Raw genomic sequence first — 13434 nt, forward strand, 5'->3', positions numbered from 1 at the left:
TAATGCGTATGAGCACTGGTATATTTTTAAGTTTAGAAGGCGTTGATGGTGCCGGAAAAAGCACGCATATTCAATGGCTATGTGAACAAATTGAGCAATTGGGACACACTGTTGTGTGCACTCGCGAGCCGGGAGGAACCGAGTTGGGTGAGCTCTTACGCGAGCTGCTTTTGCATCAGCCTATGCACCTTAGAACCGAAGCATTGCTCATGTTCGCAGCTCGAAACGAACACATAGAGCAGGTTATTAAACCCGCGCTTGCACAAGGTAAGTGGGTATTATGCGATCGTTTTACCGATGCCACTTTTGCCTACCAAGGAGGCGGAAGGCAATTAGAGTCAGACGCCATCGCGGCATTAGAGCGGTGGGTGCATCCACAACTTCAACCCCATCGCACGTGGCTGTTTGACTTGCCGCTCGACGTTGCCAAAGCTCGCTTAATGAAAAGTCGAGATCTGGATCGTTTTGAGCGAGAGCACGATGCCTTTTTTGAGCGTACTCGAGCCGCTTACCTACAGCGCGCCCGCGAGCACTCAATGCGGTTTAAGATTGTAGATAGCAGCCAAAGCGTTGTTGCCATTCAGAACGAATTAAAGAAAGATCTTCTGACCTTGCAATCCGTTTACTGTGGAGTGTCATGAACGATAAACCGACTGAGTTTTATCCTTGGCAAGTCGACATTGCTCAACAGTGGCTCGGCCAACGAGAGCGCTTCGCTCATGCTTGGCTCATACATGGCCTCAGTGGTGTAGGAAAAACTCAATTCGCAAAGGCAGCAGCGGTCTCACTATTATGCACGCAACCTATCAACCATCTGGCCTGTGGTACTTGTGACGCTTGTCTGTGGTGCCAGCACGGTAATCATCCTGATTTGCGCCTAATTAGGCCTGAGACGGTAGCAGCAGCCGAAGAGGGCATGAGTGCAGCTGACAGTAAAAAAACGCTGTCTAAAGAGATCCGTGTAGAGCAGTTACGTCAGTTACATTCTTGGTTTAATACCGCCACGCATCGCGGCGGGTTTCGCGTCGTGGTGCTGTATCCAGCAGAGTCACTTAACGTGATATCGGCAAACGCACTGCTAAAAGTATTAGAAGAGCCACCTGCTAATACGTTATTTATGTTGGTTGCTGACGCCCCAGATCGATTATTACCCACCATTTTGTCACGTTGTCGGCGTCTACCGTTGCCCATACCCAAACAAGAACAGTGCTTAAGCTGGTTAGAGCCCACGTTAGGTGAACGCCGTTCTGCTTGGCTGGCTGCTGCGGGTGGAGGGCCAACAGCGGCGCTACGTTTGGCCGCCACCCAAGACCAACCTTATCCGCTGTGGTTAGAAAGCTTAGTTAAAGGCTTAGCTCAACACCCTAACTTTGATTTTGCTGCGGTTGCAGATCAATTAGAAAAAGAAGCAACGCCTGTCTGGCTTCAAGCGCTACAACAAAATTTTTTCGATATATCGCTTTTACAAATGAAAGCTCCGGCGCGCTATTTTCCTGAACTCGTATCGTATAACAGCGTACTGGCTCAGCGAAGTCTACCCGCACCACTCAGTCACCTTCTTAAGTGGTTAAACGAACAGCAGCGCTGGGCAACACACCCCTTAAATGCAAAGCTGCTTGTGCATCACAGTCTCGATCGAGTGAAACAAGCCGTCGCTCCCCGAGCTTAAGCACTAATACTTATAGGTTTTTTATGTTTGTAGATTCTCATTGCCATTTAGACTTTCCCGACTTAAGTGCAAACTTAACGGAAATCCTGTCCAAAATGCAAAGAAATCAAGTCGAAAGAGCACTCGTTGTCAGCGTGACTTTGGGTGATTGGCCTAGACTGATGCAATTAGTAGAGCAGCATGATCATTTGCATGCCTCTGTTGGCGTCCATCCAGGGTACGACAGCGTAGACCAACCAACTATTGCCGATTTACTTGAGCGGGCAGCACACCCTAAAGTCATCGCAATCGGTGAAACAGGGCTCGACTATCACTATCAATCTGAACCCCTAGACTGGCAACGCGAGCGCTTTCGCATCCATTTACAGGCGTCGAAAGTAAGCGGCCTACCTGTGATTATTCATACCCGCAAAGCCGTTGATGACACGTTACGGATCATGAGAGAAGAAGACGCTGGGGCTTCAGGGGGTGTGATGCACTGCTTTACCGAATCGTGGGAAATGGCAAAGGCAGCGCTTGATATGGGTTTTTATATTTCTATCTCGGGTATCGTAACCTTTAAAAATGCACAAGAAGTGCAAGAGGTAGCGACTAAAGTGCCTCTGGATCGATTACTGATTGAAACGGACTCGCCTTACCTTGCTCCGATACCATATCGAGGTAAAACCAATGACCCGTCATACGTCGTGCATGTAGCAGAAAAAATCGCTGAGCTACGTGGAATTAGTTTAGCCGATGTAGCTAGCGCAACCACAGCTAATTTCTATCGTCTTTTCAGTAAGTTGGACGTATAACTTAAAGTTAGAAGTAGCATTAAGTATGCTGACAATTCACAGTGGGTTATTCCTATAAGTAGCTGATTTTAAAGTTATTTATTGGATAACAACCAATTTTATAAATTACTTTAATAATAGACTCTAATATATTGATTTTTAACGGAAAATCAGACAAATAAATATTTACCTTTAAGTTATAACCATAAGATATTGATTTAAAACGGATAAACGGAATAGAAGAATGGTTAACGCAAGAGCATATTTTTTACGCTATATCGTTTACAGCCTCGCTTTTTTAGGGCTGTTCTTCTCGCTAACTGTGCACGCTCAAAGTGGTTCATGGTGGAATCACATAGAAAATGATAGGGCATCGCAATTACGACAAGAGCTTGCCTCGGGGGCTGACCCCAATATCAAAACGGCAGATGGGCAACCCGCTATTATGATGGCGATTCAGCATCAATCTTGGAACGCCTATGACTTATTACGTCAACAAAAATCCATTAACGTCCAAGTCACCAATAGCCATGATGAAACGCCGTTAATGTATTTAGCGGTATTGGGCGAAACCGAACGTATGCAAGGGCTCATTCGGCAAGGCGCACAGGTGAAACGACTTGGCTGGACGCCATTGCACTATGCCGCCTCAAAAGGGCATACTGCAGCTGCTGAATTGCTATTGAGCGAAGGGGCGCTGGTGAATTCTCCTGCGCCCGATGGCACAACACCATTGATGATGGCTGGCTTATCCGGTAGCCGCGCTACGGCCGAATTATTGCTACAAAACGGGGCTGACGTTAATGCCGTTAACCTACAAAATCTTGATGCTGCTGATTGGGCAAGATCAAAGAACAATACGCGGTTAGCCAGCTTTTTAGATGAATACAAGCGTCGTATTCATGCGCCCGCGATTAACGAACCCGAACCCAGCAAGCCCGCTCGGGCTAGCTCAAACACATCACAGAACGATGCCCCCACAGGCAGCAATCGTTATTTTGATTTAAAACGTTTTGATGAACCGGTGAGCCCATAAGCAATAAACGCCCAAGCGATAAAAAACACTTGGGCGTTATGCTAAGAACCAATCAGACCTATCTTGGCAAATAGCTCGGCTTTAAAATGCCTTTTAATTGCCCGTAGGGAATAACGATTTCTGGCTGACCAGAAGAATAGGGTGCGATGGCATAGGCATCATATTTAACAACGACTCCAGTATCGGTTAAAGCGATGTTTTCTGACGGCTGAAATGGCCACAAACGAGTGTATTGCGCCATATCTTCTATCGCGTCGTCTTGCGTCGAAAGCCATTTTTGATGCTCGCCTTTTAACACATCAAAAAATGCGGCCTTGCGACCCGATACAAGCAAGTCATCAAGGCTCAACACGCTCGCCTGCTGATTATCCCAGTTTATAAACTGTGTCGCACCGATACCGTGCGCGGCACCCGTAAAATACTGCCAAGAAACTAGTTCGATAACGGTTAGATTTCTGTTTCGATAACGAGCCGTAGCGGCCAAGATAACCTCGTCTCTAGGCCCAGCCGTCTGCCAAAAATACGACTCAAAATCGGCGATTGAGCGATGGATAGGGCCATCTCCAACGCCTGTCATTGACGCAAGGGAAGCATCCACTAACGTCGTAAGAGGCTGATTGCCTGGAAACACTAAGCTATCCACTTTAATTTTCGGGCAGCTACCTTTGCATTGCTCTTTGGTTTTTTCCCACTTCAGCGGCTGTATAAAAGCGCCATCAGAGCGTGTGATATCAGCCGTTTGACTGGGTATTTTACTAATGTCCTTACTGCCCGAGCTCGCGCAAGCTGTAAGGGCAAGCATCACAACTAAGGATGCGCCCAACCTCGAATACGAACTTAATACATTAGCCTGCATTTGCGTGTTCCTTACTTGATCGTTGAGGCATCTTGTCCAAACAGTATTTTTCTCGACTCTTCGTCATTAACAGACGGTGCGGTATTGATGGTTGCTGCTACGGCATAGGCTCTCTGTGTGGCAGGTCGTGCGGCAATCAAGTCATACCAACGCTTAAGGTGGGGGAAGTCATTAAGATTTTGACTTTGTTTTCCATGAGAAACAACCCATGGATAGCAGGCCATGTCAGCAATAGAGTACGAGTCAGCGATGTACTCGTGATTGGCTAAGTGCTTATTAAGCACACCATACAAGCGACTTGTCTCTCGAACGTAGCGATCAATGGCGTAATCAATTTTGACGGGGGCATAACCTGAAAAGTGATGATTTTGACCTGCCATTGGGCCCAATCCGCCCATTTGCCAATTGAGCCACTCTAAAACACGAGTACGTGATCGCAAATCTGTGCCAAAAAACGAATTTGTTTTCTCAGCAAGGTATTGCAAAATCGCACCCGACTCAAAAACCGATAGGGGCTCGCCTTTATCGCTAGGAGCATGATCCACAATGGCTGGAATACGGTTGTTGGGTGCGATTTTTAGAAAATCAGCCGCAAACTGATCACCGGCTCCGATATTAATGGGCTTTATTTGATATTGCAGCCCACTTTCTTCCAAAAATAACGTGATCTTATGACCGTTAGGGGTAGTCCAGTAGTAAAGATCAATCATGTGATTCCTTTTAACCATTAAACGCTGAGACATCGAAGGTCGTAGCCATCGACGTGATGGTTACAATACCTTCATTTCCCCTTAACTATATAGAGAGATATTGGCTATGGCAAAAATCTATCATAACCCTCGTTGCAGCCACTCGCGCGGTGCATTAGAGCGTCTACAGCAAACGGGTTTAGAGCTCGAGGTTATTGAGTATTTAACGAATCCGCTCAGTAAAACAGAGTTACAAGCACTTATCCCACAAATGGGCTTAACAGTTCGTGAGTTACTGCGCACCCATGAAGCACTCTATACTGAGCTTGGACTTGATAATGACAGCTTAAGTGAGGATCAACTGTTAGACGCGATGGTTGACCACCCTGTGCTTATGAATCGTCCTATTGTGATCACAGAGAAAGGGGTTCGTTTATGTAGGCCGGCGACTATCGTCGAAGAAATTCTATAAAAAAAGCGGTCAGCTAAGAGCTGACCGCTTTTCTATGTGTGTGCTACGTACTTTTATTCAGCAATAGCTTCTAATGCGATGCTTAATGTCACATCGTCACCAACCGCTGGAGCAAATTTACCCGCATTAAAGTCAGAGCGCTTAATCACAACGCTAGCATCAACGCCGATGGCATCTTTTTTCAGCATGGGGTGAGGCATAGCGGCGAAATGAGTAACTTCAAAAGTCACAGGCTTAGTCACACCCTTAATGGTGAGATCGCCATCCACCGATACGGGAGTATCGCCATCGAAGTTAACCTTGGTAGAGCTAAAGGTTGCAGTAGGAAACTCTTCTGTGTTCAGAAAGTCTTCGCCCTGAATATGACCATCAAAATCAGCATACCCAGTGGCTACGGAACGCGTATCAATTTCAATGTTAATTTCACCCGTTTTGGCTTCAAGGTCAAGAACGACCTGGCCACTTGCCTGATCAAAACGACTTAGCTGAGTACTCAATCCCATATGATTGTATGAGAAACGGGGGAAAGTATGACTACTATCAATGTTATAGGTCACCGGTGCGGCCAATGCGGCTGCGCTAAAAGTGGTGGCCAAAATAGCTGCTGTAGAGACACGCGCAATTTTTTTAAACATGAGAATAAATGCTCCTAGTTAATAACGAATAATTAATTTGATTGTGCTGACAGCACAAAATGAATGGTGACATCATTGGCTACGATATCGTGCTTAGCCCACATGCCTTCACCAATCGAAAAGTCACCTCGTTGAATCGTAAACTCACCTTCAAACTTAGCTTGGCCATCGCCTTCACTGAAGGTGGCTGGAAAGACAATGGGCTTAGACGTGCCTTTGATGCTTAAGTTTCCACTTACCTCAAAGCTTCCATCGTCTAAAGGCGTTATGTTTGTGCTTTCAAACTCAGCCGTAGGGAAATCCTGAAGATTAAACCACGCCTTTCCTGCTACCTCTTCATCGCCCTCAGCACTACCTGTATCAACTGAAGCGAGCGGTATGCTTACCGTCGCACTGGCAGATTGTGGGTTTTCAGTATCAAAATTTAAGCTACCATTAAACTCGTTAAACTCACCGTTTAATGAGACCCCCATCTGCTGATAAGAGAAGGTCACTTCACTTTCACTGGGAACAAAACTATTGTAATTGGCTGCTACGCTTAACAACGGGGCGGTACTTAATAAGAATGCTGCTAATATCGTTTTTTTCATGTCAGTCCTTTGCTGATAACAAGGAAATTCGTTTGAATATTTGATCTTGATCGATGAACTGGTGCTTTAGCGCTGCAAGCACGTGGCCAATGATCATGGCGATAAAGATATAGTTAGCCCACTGATGCACTAGCACCAATGCTTCACCAAGCGGCAGGTTTTTCTCTAGCAAATCAGGTAGGGGAATATAGCCGAACCATACAGTTTGAAAGCCTTTGGCCGAGCTCATTAACCATCCCGATAACGGGATGATAAGCATGAGTAGATAAAGCAAAACATGCCCCCCAACTGCTAATAAACGCGCCGTAGATCCCATGTGCGTGGGTTGAGCTGGTGCGGGTAGAATGATGCGTAAGACAAGACGCAACACAAGCAAAAAGAACAAACTAACACCGATCCATTTATGCCAGGAATACACCTGCAACTTGGTAGGAGAAAGCGCCATGCCCGTCATATATAAACCTAAACACAGCATTGCAATAAGCAACACTGCCATTAGCCAATGCACTAGCCGCGATAACAGGGAATAACGTTGACTCATAAGTCTCTCAACCGAAATAAAAGTGATGGTTAACTTGAATAAGTCATACTTTAACCGTTTTGATTGATGATAAATAGCTTCATATTTACAACTAACTATTGTTATAATCTCAACAATGAGCCGACTTGATGCGATGTACCTCTTCGTCCGTGTTGCAGAATTAGGAAGCTTTGCTGCGGTAGCGCAACAGCAGGGCGTTGACCGATCTGTCGTAACACGGCAAATCGCTGCACTCGAGAAACACTTAGGGGTGCAATTAATCGTGCGTAGCACTCGCCGTCAATCCTTAACCTCTGCGGGTAGGCTGTATCTCGAGCGATGCAGGGCGGTGATCGATTTGGTCGAAAGCGCTGAAACGGAAGTCATGGAAGAGCGGCTTACGCCTAAGGGTATGATCCGACTAAGTCTTCCCATCAGTTTTGGCGTAAATTGCCTCTCGCCAATCTTAATGCAATTTGCCGAAGAGTTTCCTGAGGTCTCGCTGCAGTTGGACTACAGCGATAATTTAGTGAACTTGATTGAAGAGGGCTACGACTTAAGCATCAGAGTGGCCTCTGAACCCGCTTCCAGTGATATCGTACGCAGGCTAAGCACTTGTAAAATAGTGATTGTGGGCTCGGCCGCTTATTATGAAGAAAAGGGCCGACCTACGCACCCATCCGATCTAACCAACCACATCTGCCTGCAATATCAAAACCATAATCGATGGGGGCTAGAGGTTGATGGGGAACTCACTTACTACCCGACATCAGGACGAATTCGTGCCAATAATGGGGATGCCTTAGCCATGGCTGCTTCTCGCGGCCTAGGCTTAGTTAGCCTACCTACCTTTATTGCACATAGCTATATAGAAAGAGGCGATCTAGAAGTGGTGCTTGACGATTACGGCAAGCAAGAAATCGGGGTTTATGCCGTACTACCCACTAATCACTATATTCCGCAGCGCATTCGGCTATTAATGGAGTATTTATCAACCCATTTGCCGGTTGCATTAAAAGCCATTGGTCAATATTAGGTTGCTGCGGTTAGCCGTTAACTACCATACCAGACTACGTACAACGCCGATTACCACACAAGCACTAACCACCAACCAAGGCGGTAGTTTCCACCGTGCTAAAGCCAAAAAAGCCAGTAACGCCAAGACAAAATCATGTGGCTGATAAATCGCATTGACCCAAATTGGCTGATATAACGCGGCGAGCAGCAGGCCCACTACGGCCGCATTGACGCCACTAAGCGCGGCTCGCATCCTCGCGTTATGACTGAGTGCATCCCAGAACGGCAAGGCCCCAAACAGTAAAAGGAAGGAGGGCGCAAAAATAGCAAACAAAGCAATCAACCCTTGTAACCAACTGATTGCAGTTTGCCCTATAGAAGCACCAAGAAACGCGGCAAAAGAAAAGAGGGGGCCAGGCATGGCTTGTGCAACACCATAGCCTGCAGCGAACACGTCATGATTAACCCAACCTAGGTGTTCCATTTCGGATTGCAGCAACGGTAAAACAACATGCCCACCACCAAAAACGAGTGACCCCACCCGATAAAAGGCGTCAATGGTGGCGAGGACGGGGCCTTCATACCAAGCGGAGACTAAGGGCAAACCTATCAATAGTATGAAGAACAGCAACATCCAGCGTAGAGCGGCTCTATGCGTAATAGGCAAGGACTCTGCTGTGGTCATTGGCTTTGCCTCTGGTCTGAGCAGCAATAAGCCTATAACAGCAGCCAATACGAGCACCAAAATAGGGGTCCATACCGTTGGTATTAACAGCACAAAAGCAGCGGCAAACATCATCATGCTGATACGTAAGACATCGGTACATAATGCGCGCGTCATACTCCAAACAGCATGCGCAACGACCGACACTACAACCACCTTCAAACTATGCAGTACCTCTGAAGGGATCAGTTCGCCATGGGTGCTCAACGTTAATGCAAACAGCGTAAGCAACGTTGCTGATGGCAGTGTAAACCCAGCCCACGCCGCAAAGGCTCCCGCATAGCCTAATCGTCGCAAGCCCAAGGCAATACCAACCTGACTGCTCGTAGGCCCTGGTAAAAACTGGCAGAAGGCAACTAAGCTGGCATAACTTTCATCACTTAGCCAATGGCGACGATGAACAAACTCATCGCGAAAGTAGCTTAAGTGAGCCACCGGTCCGCCAAACGAGGTCAAACCTAATCGAAGAAAGATAAAGAATACTGACCAAACACTTCGATCAGGTTGGGCAGGCCGAGGCATAGGCGTCATAATAAGAGAAAGCCGATGGAAAGATGAAGCGTTCTATTAAACACCCGTATTATGAAGCCATTATTATGGACCATCCATAATACGCATAATGTATATTATGTAAAGTAATGGAAATGGAATGCGTTGAGTCATACAAAAGTTAAGCGCTGGTACGTCTGTTAGTGCTTAACTTTTGCGTCGTTCATTGATTAGCAGAAAATGGCTAGAAAAATCAGGCTGTACGGACTCGTATTGATGAAGCCACTTGTTGCGCCTTCTCTCGGGCCGTAGCCAAGTCATCATCGTATGCCAACGCCACACCCATACGTCGATTGACGAAACTTTGCGGCTTACCAAAAAGGCGTAAGTCGCTTTGAGGAACTGCCAAGGCCTCATGCACACCTTCAAACGCTACAAAGTCGGTATCAACACCACCGTAAATGACCGCGCTAGCGCCGGGTGTTCTCAACGCCGTGTTAACAGGTAGACCTAAAATCGCGCGAGCATGTAATTCGAATTCACTTTGCCATTGGCTAATCATCGTTACCATGCCAGTATCGTGCGGACGCGGGCTGACTTCACTAAACCAAACCTCATCACCCTTTACAAAAAGCTCAACGCCAAACAAGCCCAAACCACCTAAATTCTGCGTGATGGTCAACGCGACGTGTTGTGCAGACGCCAGTGCTTTTTCACTCATGGGCTGAGGCTGCCAGCTTTCTACGTAATCGCCATCAAGTTGTTTGTGACCAATGGGTGCGCAAAAATCAGTACGAACCGTTCCGTCTTGCTGCAGGCTTCGCGTGGTTAACAGGGTGATTTCGTAATCAAAATCAATAAAACCCTCCACAATGACACGTTGCTGATTGACACGACCACCTTCAAGCGCATACTCCCACGCCGCAGATATGTCATCAGGGCCATCAATTTTGCTCTGCCCTTTCCCTGAGCTGCTCATAAGCGGCTTGATCACACATGGGTAACCAATACGGGTATGAATAGCGGTATGCAAGCTTTCTTCGGTTTCACAAAACTCGTAAGGGCTGGTAGGTAGGCCTAGCGTCTCGGCTGCTAAGCGACGTATTCCTTCACGGTCCATGGTTAACTGGGTAGCTCTGGCCGTCGGAACGACACGCAGTTTTCCGGTACGTTCAGCTTCGGCTAACACCGGCGTAGCAATCGCTTCAATTTCGGGAACGATTAAGTCAGGTTGCACCTTCGCGATCAAGTCACGAAGTTGATCGGGGTCACTCATATCAATGGTATATGAACGATGAGCGACCTGATGCCCAGGGGCGTTGCTATATCGATCAACAGCAATGGTTTCCACCCCTAGTCGCTGTAAAGCAATGATGACTTCTTTACCTAGCTCGCCAGCACCTAGCAACATAACGCGTGTTGCTGCTGGGCTTAAGGGTGTTCCTAAAGCTTTCATTTTGTACTCCGAAATAGCCGACGTCTGGCCATGAAATTTCTAAAACATGAAGTTTACAGCATGGCGAGCCTATTATTCATAACGGTGCCTACGTGGCAACACGACTCGACGTTTTTCTTGCTCTTGGGCCAAACGTTGCTGTAGATCTTGATTGTTTTGACTCAAAAATGTGTTTTCTTGTTTGATAACGGCCAGTTGAGTCTGATGTTTAGCCAACTCTTTCTGTAGATGCGTTAATTCGACTTCGACGCTGTCTCGACGATAATCCGCTTTTTCTAACTGCTTACGCAACGCCTCAAGCTCATGGTTTATCACTGCATTCGTCTCTCGCTGCTGTTGCAATGACAGGCTTTGCGCTTTGTTTTCAGCGTGCAGCTGTTCGATCGTTTGGTTTAGATTTTTTTCTGTTTTAGTGCGCAAAGAGCGTTCTTTATCGATTTCCAATAGCGCCATACGTTCGCTTGCTCGAGCGCGTTCTTCAGTCAGTGCTATTGATTTCTGTAAGTTATCTAAATCTGAGGTGAATTGAGCTTGTTGTGTTTGCAACGTAGCGCCAAGTGTTTCTTTTTCAGCAAGCAAAGCCTGATGAGATTGCTGTGAGTGAAGCAGCGTCTGACGCAGGGCGGCGATTTCTTCCTTATGCAATTGCTCTTGTTGTTGTGACGCGGAAAGCTGCTCAAGCGTGTGCCGTAGCTGGTTGTTTTTATCCTGAAGGGCGAGCTTAGCCGTTTCTAACGCTGCCGAGGCGTGCTCAACTTTTTCCTTAGCTTGATCGTAGAAATCCTGATAGCTAATTTGAGCCTGTTTAATGGATTCATTCCATAACTGAGAGATGAACTCGCCTGCTTGCTCGTTAAGCATCTCTGGAATATCCGCATGGCCAATGCGGACACGACTTTTCTCGCGAAGATCTTGCCAGAACTGTTGAAGCGCTTGTGCTGGGGCGCTCATGCTCCCCTTCTTTACAAGCTGGTAGAGCTTATTGGCAGTTGGCGTGATGCCGTACCTAAAAAACAATAACGCCGCCACTTCACGATATAACTCTTGCGTCACCGTGAAGCGCAACCGCAGTTGTTCTACGTCATCTTCTAATTTCGCGTTTGTATCGTAAGGACTTGTCATTTTATTTAAAAGGGAAGAAGTATTGATTAATAATACAACGTATTATATTAGATTTACTACATATGAATTCTATTTTTTGACATTACTGCTATAATGTCAAGATTATGACGAGTTTCTGTGTTTAGGTTTTGTTGTGGCTATGAAAATGAATTCTGTGGTGGCATTAGAGTATTTTTTATCTTCTCCCGAGTTAAACGGTTCTCAAGGCAGTAATCGTGCGACAGACACCCCAAAGCTTGTCACGGCTCAAGACGACGCAACAGCCATCAAAGCTTGGCTAGCTGCTTATGCAGAAAGCCCAAATACTTTTGCCTCATATCGCAAAGAAGCCGAGCGCTTGTTGTTGTGGTCTAACCTAGAGCTAGGCAAACCCCTCTCCTCTTTGGCTCACGAAGATATGCTGCAATACCAGTATTTTCTGTCTAACCCGCAGCCCGCACATCGGTGGGTCCTGGGTGACGCCAGAAAGGTTGGACGCTCACACCCTGAATGGCGTCCCTTTGTTGGCCCCCTCTCCTTATCAAGCCGGCGGCAAGCCTTGACCATTCTGCATGGCATGTTCACGTGGTTAGTTGCCGCTGGATATTTAGCGGGCAACCCACTCGCTCTAAGTCGACAGCGATCTCAACAACCGCAGGCTCGTTTAGTTAGATATCTGAATGAAGACGACTGGAGCGAGGTCAAACTCACCATTGAAAGCCTACCGCGCGACAATGATCGACAACGCGATCACTATCTGCGATTTCGATGGGTCTTTACCCTCCTCTATCTAACAGGCCTGCGAGTTTCCGAGGTATCACTCAACACAATGGGATCATTCTTTTCCCGACGCGACCACGATGGTCTTGTGCGCTGGTGGATGGATATTAATGGTAAAGGTGGGCGTGTGCGCACGGTACCCGCCACCACAGAATTGATGCATGAACTCGCAAACTATAGAGAATTCAAGGGGTTAGCCCGATACCCTTTAACCAATGAAACCACACCGCTAGTACTTCCTATTGGGAAACAACGTAAAGCGCTCACCCGGGCCGCCCTGCACTTGATCGTAAAACAGATATTTGCTCAAACTGCAGAACGTGTTCGGGCTAAAGGCTCCAACTACGAGGGCGAAGCTCAGCATATCGAACAAGCCTCGGCGCACTGGCTTCGACATACCGCTGGATCGCATATGCTTGAGAATAGTGTGGACTTACTTCATGTGCGCGATACACTGGGGCATGGCTCGATAAATACAACAAACCGCTACTTGCACAGCGCTGACGACCAACGTCATGACGCGACGCAGTCGTCACATAAAATCAAATGGTAGAACGCTGCCAAAAGTTGATAAGGCCCCCTCGTTAATGGGCCACTATAAAGTGCGTTTAACCCTATTCTTCCTTA

The 13434-nt window shown here is 46.9% G+C and carries 15 protein-coding genes; 7 read left to right on the forward strand and 8 right to left on the reverse strand.

Going from position 1 to position 13434, the window contains the following annotated elements:
• Window positions 1-8: 8 nt before the first annotated feature.
• The 4 genes from tmk to AC2UZI_RS07610 all read left to right on the forward strand — a co-directional run bounded on the left by tmk (window position 9) and on the right by AC2UZI_RS07610 (window position 3478).
• A complete protein-coding gene (gene tmk / locus AC2UZI_RS07595) occupies window positions 9-641 on the forward strand; it encodes a dTMP kinase (RefSeq protein WP_486943205.1) in 633 nt (210 codons plus the stop codon).
• Entirely contained in the window at window positions 638-1669 is a 1032-nt protein-coding gene (gene holB, locus AC2UZI_RS07600; protein WP_486943206.1) for a DNA polymerase III subunit delta', read from the forward strand. Before tmk ends, holB begins: the two co-directional genes overlap by 4 nt.
• Window positions 1670-1692: 23 nt before the next feature.
• Window positions 1693-2463, forward strand: a complete 771-nt coding sequence (locus AC2UZI_RS07605; RefSeq protein ID WP_486943207.1) for a TatD family hydrolase — start codon at window positions 1693-1695, stop codon at window positions 2461-2463.
• Window positions 2464-2686: 223 nt separating this feature from the next.
• The gene (locus AC2UZI_RS07610) at window positions 2687-3478 is read left to right on the forward strand and encodes an ankyrin repeat domain-containing protein (RefSeq protein ID WP_486943208.1); all 792 of its coding nucleotides are present in this window, start codon (window positions 2687-2689) and stop codon (window positions 3476-3478) included.
• Window positions 3479-3536: 58 nt separating this feature from the next.
• Here AC2UZI_RS07610 and AC2UZI_RS07615 read toward each other — a convergent pair whose 3' ends face one another.
• On the reverse strand, window positions 3537-4334 hold the full coding sequence (locus AC2UZI_RS07615) for an RsiV family protein (RefSeq protein WP_486943209.1): 798 nt from the start codon (window positions 4332-4334) through the stop codon (window positions 3537-3539).
• Between the two features lie 11 nt (window positions 4335-4345).
• Window positions 4346-5044: a glutathione S-transferase N-terminal domain-containing protein gene (locus AC2UZI_RS07620; RefSeq protein WP_486943210.1), complete on the reverse strand. Its 699-nt coding sequence runs from the start codon at window positions 5042-5044 to the stop codon at window positions 4346-4348.
• Between the two features lie 106 nt (window positions 5045-5150).
• On the opposite strand from AC2UZI_RS07620, the gene arsC reads away from it, so the two are divergent.
• Window positions 5151-5495 carry an arsenate reductase (glutaredoxin) gene (gene arsC, locus AC2UZI_RS07625; protein ID WP_486943211.1) on the forward strand — a complete coding sequence of 115 codons (345 nt, stop codon included), beginning with the start codon at window positions 5151-5153 and terminating at the stop codon, window positions 5493-5495.
• 53 nt (window positions 5496-5548) lie between these two features.
• Here the strand turns inward: arsC and AC2UZI_RS07630 are convergent, their stop codons facing one another.
• The 3 genes from AC2UZI_RS07630 to AC2UZI_RS07640 are packed head-to-tail and all read right to left on the reverse strand — an operon-like array spanning window position 5549 to window position 7261.
• Window positions 5549-6130, reverse strand: a complete 582-nt coding sequence (locus tag AC2UZI_RS07630; RefSeq protein ID WP_486943212.1) for a YceI family protein — start codon at window positions 6128-6130, stop codon at window positions 5549-5551.
• A 32-nt stretch (window positions 6131-6162) separates the two neighbouring features.
• The gene (locus AC2UZI_RS07635; RefSeq protein WP_486943213.1) at window positions 6163-6720 is read right to left on the reverse strand and encodes a YceI family protein; all 558 of its coding nucleotides are present in this window, start codon (window positions 6718-6720) and stop codon (window positions 6163-6165) included.
• Between the two features lies 1 nt (window position 6721).
• Window positions 6722-7261: a cytochrome b gene (locus AC2UZI_RS07640; RefSeq protein ID WP_486943214.1), complete on the reverse strand. Its 540-nt coding sequence runs from the start codon at window positions 7259-7261 to the stop codon at window positions 6722-6724.
• A 115-nt stretch (window positions 7262-7376) separates the two neighbouring features.
• On the opposite strand from AC2UZI_RS07640, the gene AC2UZI_RS07645 reads away from it, so the two are divergent.
• Window positions 7377-8276, forward strand: a complete 900-nt coding sequence (locus AC2UZI_RS07645; RefSeq protein WP_486943215.1) for a LysR family transcriptional regulator — start codon at window positions 7377-7379, stop codon at window positions 8274-8276.
• 21 nt (window positions 8277-8297) lie between these two features.
• On the opposite strand, the gene chrA is transcribed toward AC2UZI_RS07645, so the two are convergent.
• The 3 genes from chrA to AC2UZI_RS07660 form a co-directional block, all read right to left on the reverse strand.
• Window positions 8298-9503: a chromate efflux transporter gene (gene chrA, locus AC2UZI_RS07650; RefSeq protein ID WP_486943738.1), complete on the reverse strand. Its 1206-nt coding sequence runs from the start codon at window positions 9501-9503 to the stop codon at window positions 8298-8300.
• Between the two features lie 220 nt (window positions 9504-9723).
• A complete protein-coding gene (purT, locus tag AC2UZI_RS07655; RefSeq protein WP_486943216.1) occupies window positions 9724-10926 on the reverse strand; it encodes a formate-dependent phosphoribosylglycinamide formyltransferase in 1203 nt (400 codons plus the stop codon).
• Between the two features lie 72 nt (window positions 10927-10998).
• Window positions 10999-12048: a DNA-binding protein gene (locus AC2UZI_RS07660; protein WP_486943217.1), complete on the reverse strand. Its 1050-nt coding sequence runs from the start codon at window positions 12046-12048 to the stop codon at window positions 10999-11001.
• A gap of 139 nt (window positions 12049-12187) precedes the next feature.
• On the opposite strand from AC2UZI_RS07660, the gene AC2UZI_RS07665 reads away from it, so the two are divergent.
• A complete protein-coding gene (locus tag AC2UZI_RS07665) occupies window positions 12188-13360 on the forward strand; it encodes a tyrosine-type recombinase/integrase (RefSeq protein WP_486943218.1) in 1173 nt (390 codons plus the stop codon).
• The last annotated feature ends 74 nt before the right edge of the window (window positions 13361-13434 follow it).

The organism is Paenalcaligenes sp. DL 463, assembly GCF_057475185.1.

What these genes read in the sequence shown, in the direction of transcription:
- AC2UZI_RS07645 (WP_486943215.1), top strand. Translation starts at nt 7,377, where the DNA reads ATGAGCCGACTTGATGCGATGTACCTCTTCGTCCGTGTTGCAGAATTA.
- AC2UZI_RS07640 (WP_486943214.1), bottom strand. Translation starts at nt 7,261, where the DNA reads ATGAGTCAACGTTATTCCCTGTTATCGCGGCTAGTGCATTGGCTAATG.
- arsC (WP_486943211.1), top strand. Translation starts at nt 5,151, where the DNA reads ATGGCAAAAATCTATCATAACCCTCGTTGCAGCCACTCGCGCGGTGCA.
- purT (WP_486943216.1), bottom strand. Translation starts at nt 10,926, where the DNA reads ATGAAAGCTTTAGGAACACCCTTAAGCCCAGCAGCAACACGCGTTATG.
- AC2UZI_RS07620 (WP_486943210.1), bottom strand. Translation starts at nt 5,044, where the DNA reads ATGATTGATCTTTACTACTGGACTACCCCTAACGGTCATAAGATCACG.
- tmk (WP_486943205.1), top strand. Translation starts at nt 9, where the DNA reads ATGAGCACTGGTATATTTTTAAGTTTAGAAGGCGTTGATGGTGCCGGA.
- AC2UZI_RS07605 (WP_486943207.1), top strand. Translation starts at nt 1,693, where the DNA reads ATGTTTGTAGATTCTCATTGCCATTTAGACTTTCCCGACTTAAGTGCA.
- AC2UZI_RS07665 (WP_486943218.1), top strand. Translation starts at nt 12,188, where the DNA reads ATGAAAATGAATTCTGTGGTGGCATTAGAGTATTTTTTATCTTCTCCC.
- AC2UZI_RS07660 (WP_486943217.1), bottom strand. Translation starts at nt 12,048, where the DNA reads ATGACAAGTCCTTACGATACAAACGCGAAATTAGAAGATGACGTAGAA.
- AC2UZI_RS07610 (WP_486943208.1), top strand. Translation starts at nt 2,687, where the DNA reads ATGGTTAACGCAAGAGCATATTTTTTACGCTATATCGTTTACAGCCTC.
- AC2UZI_RS07635 (WP_486943213.1), bottom strand. Translation starts at nt 6,720, where the DNA reads ATGAAAAAAACGATATTAGCAGCATTCTTATTAAGTACCGCCCCGTTG.
- chrA (WP_486943738.1), bottom strand. Translation starts at nt 9,503, where the DNA reads ATGCCTCGGCCTGCCCAACCTGATCGAAGTGTTTGGTCAGTATTCTTT.
- holB (WP_486943206.1), top strand. Translation starts at nt 638, where the DNA reads ATGAACGATAAACCGACTGAGTTTTATCCTTGGCAAGTCGACATTGCT.
- AC2UZI_RS07630 (WP_486943212.1), bottom strand. Translation starts at nt 6,130, where the DNA reads ATGTTTAAAAAAATTGCGCGTGTCTCTACAGCAGCTATTTTGGCCACC.
- AC2UZI_RS07615 (WP_486943209.1), bottom strand. Translation starts at nt 4,334, where the DNA reads ATGCAGGCTAATGTATTAAGTTCGTATTCGAGGTTGGGCGCATCCTTA.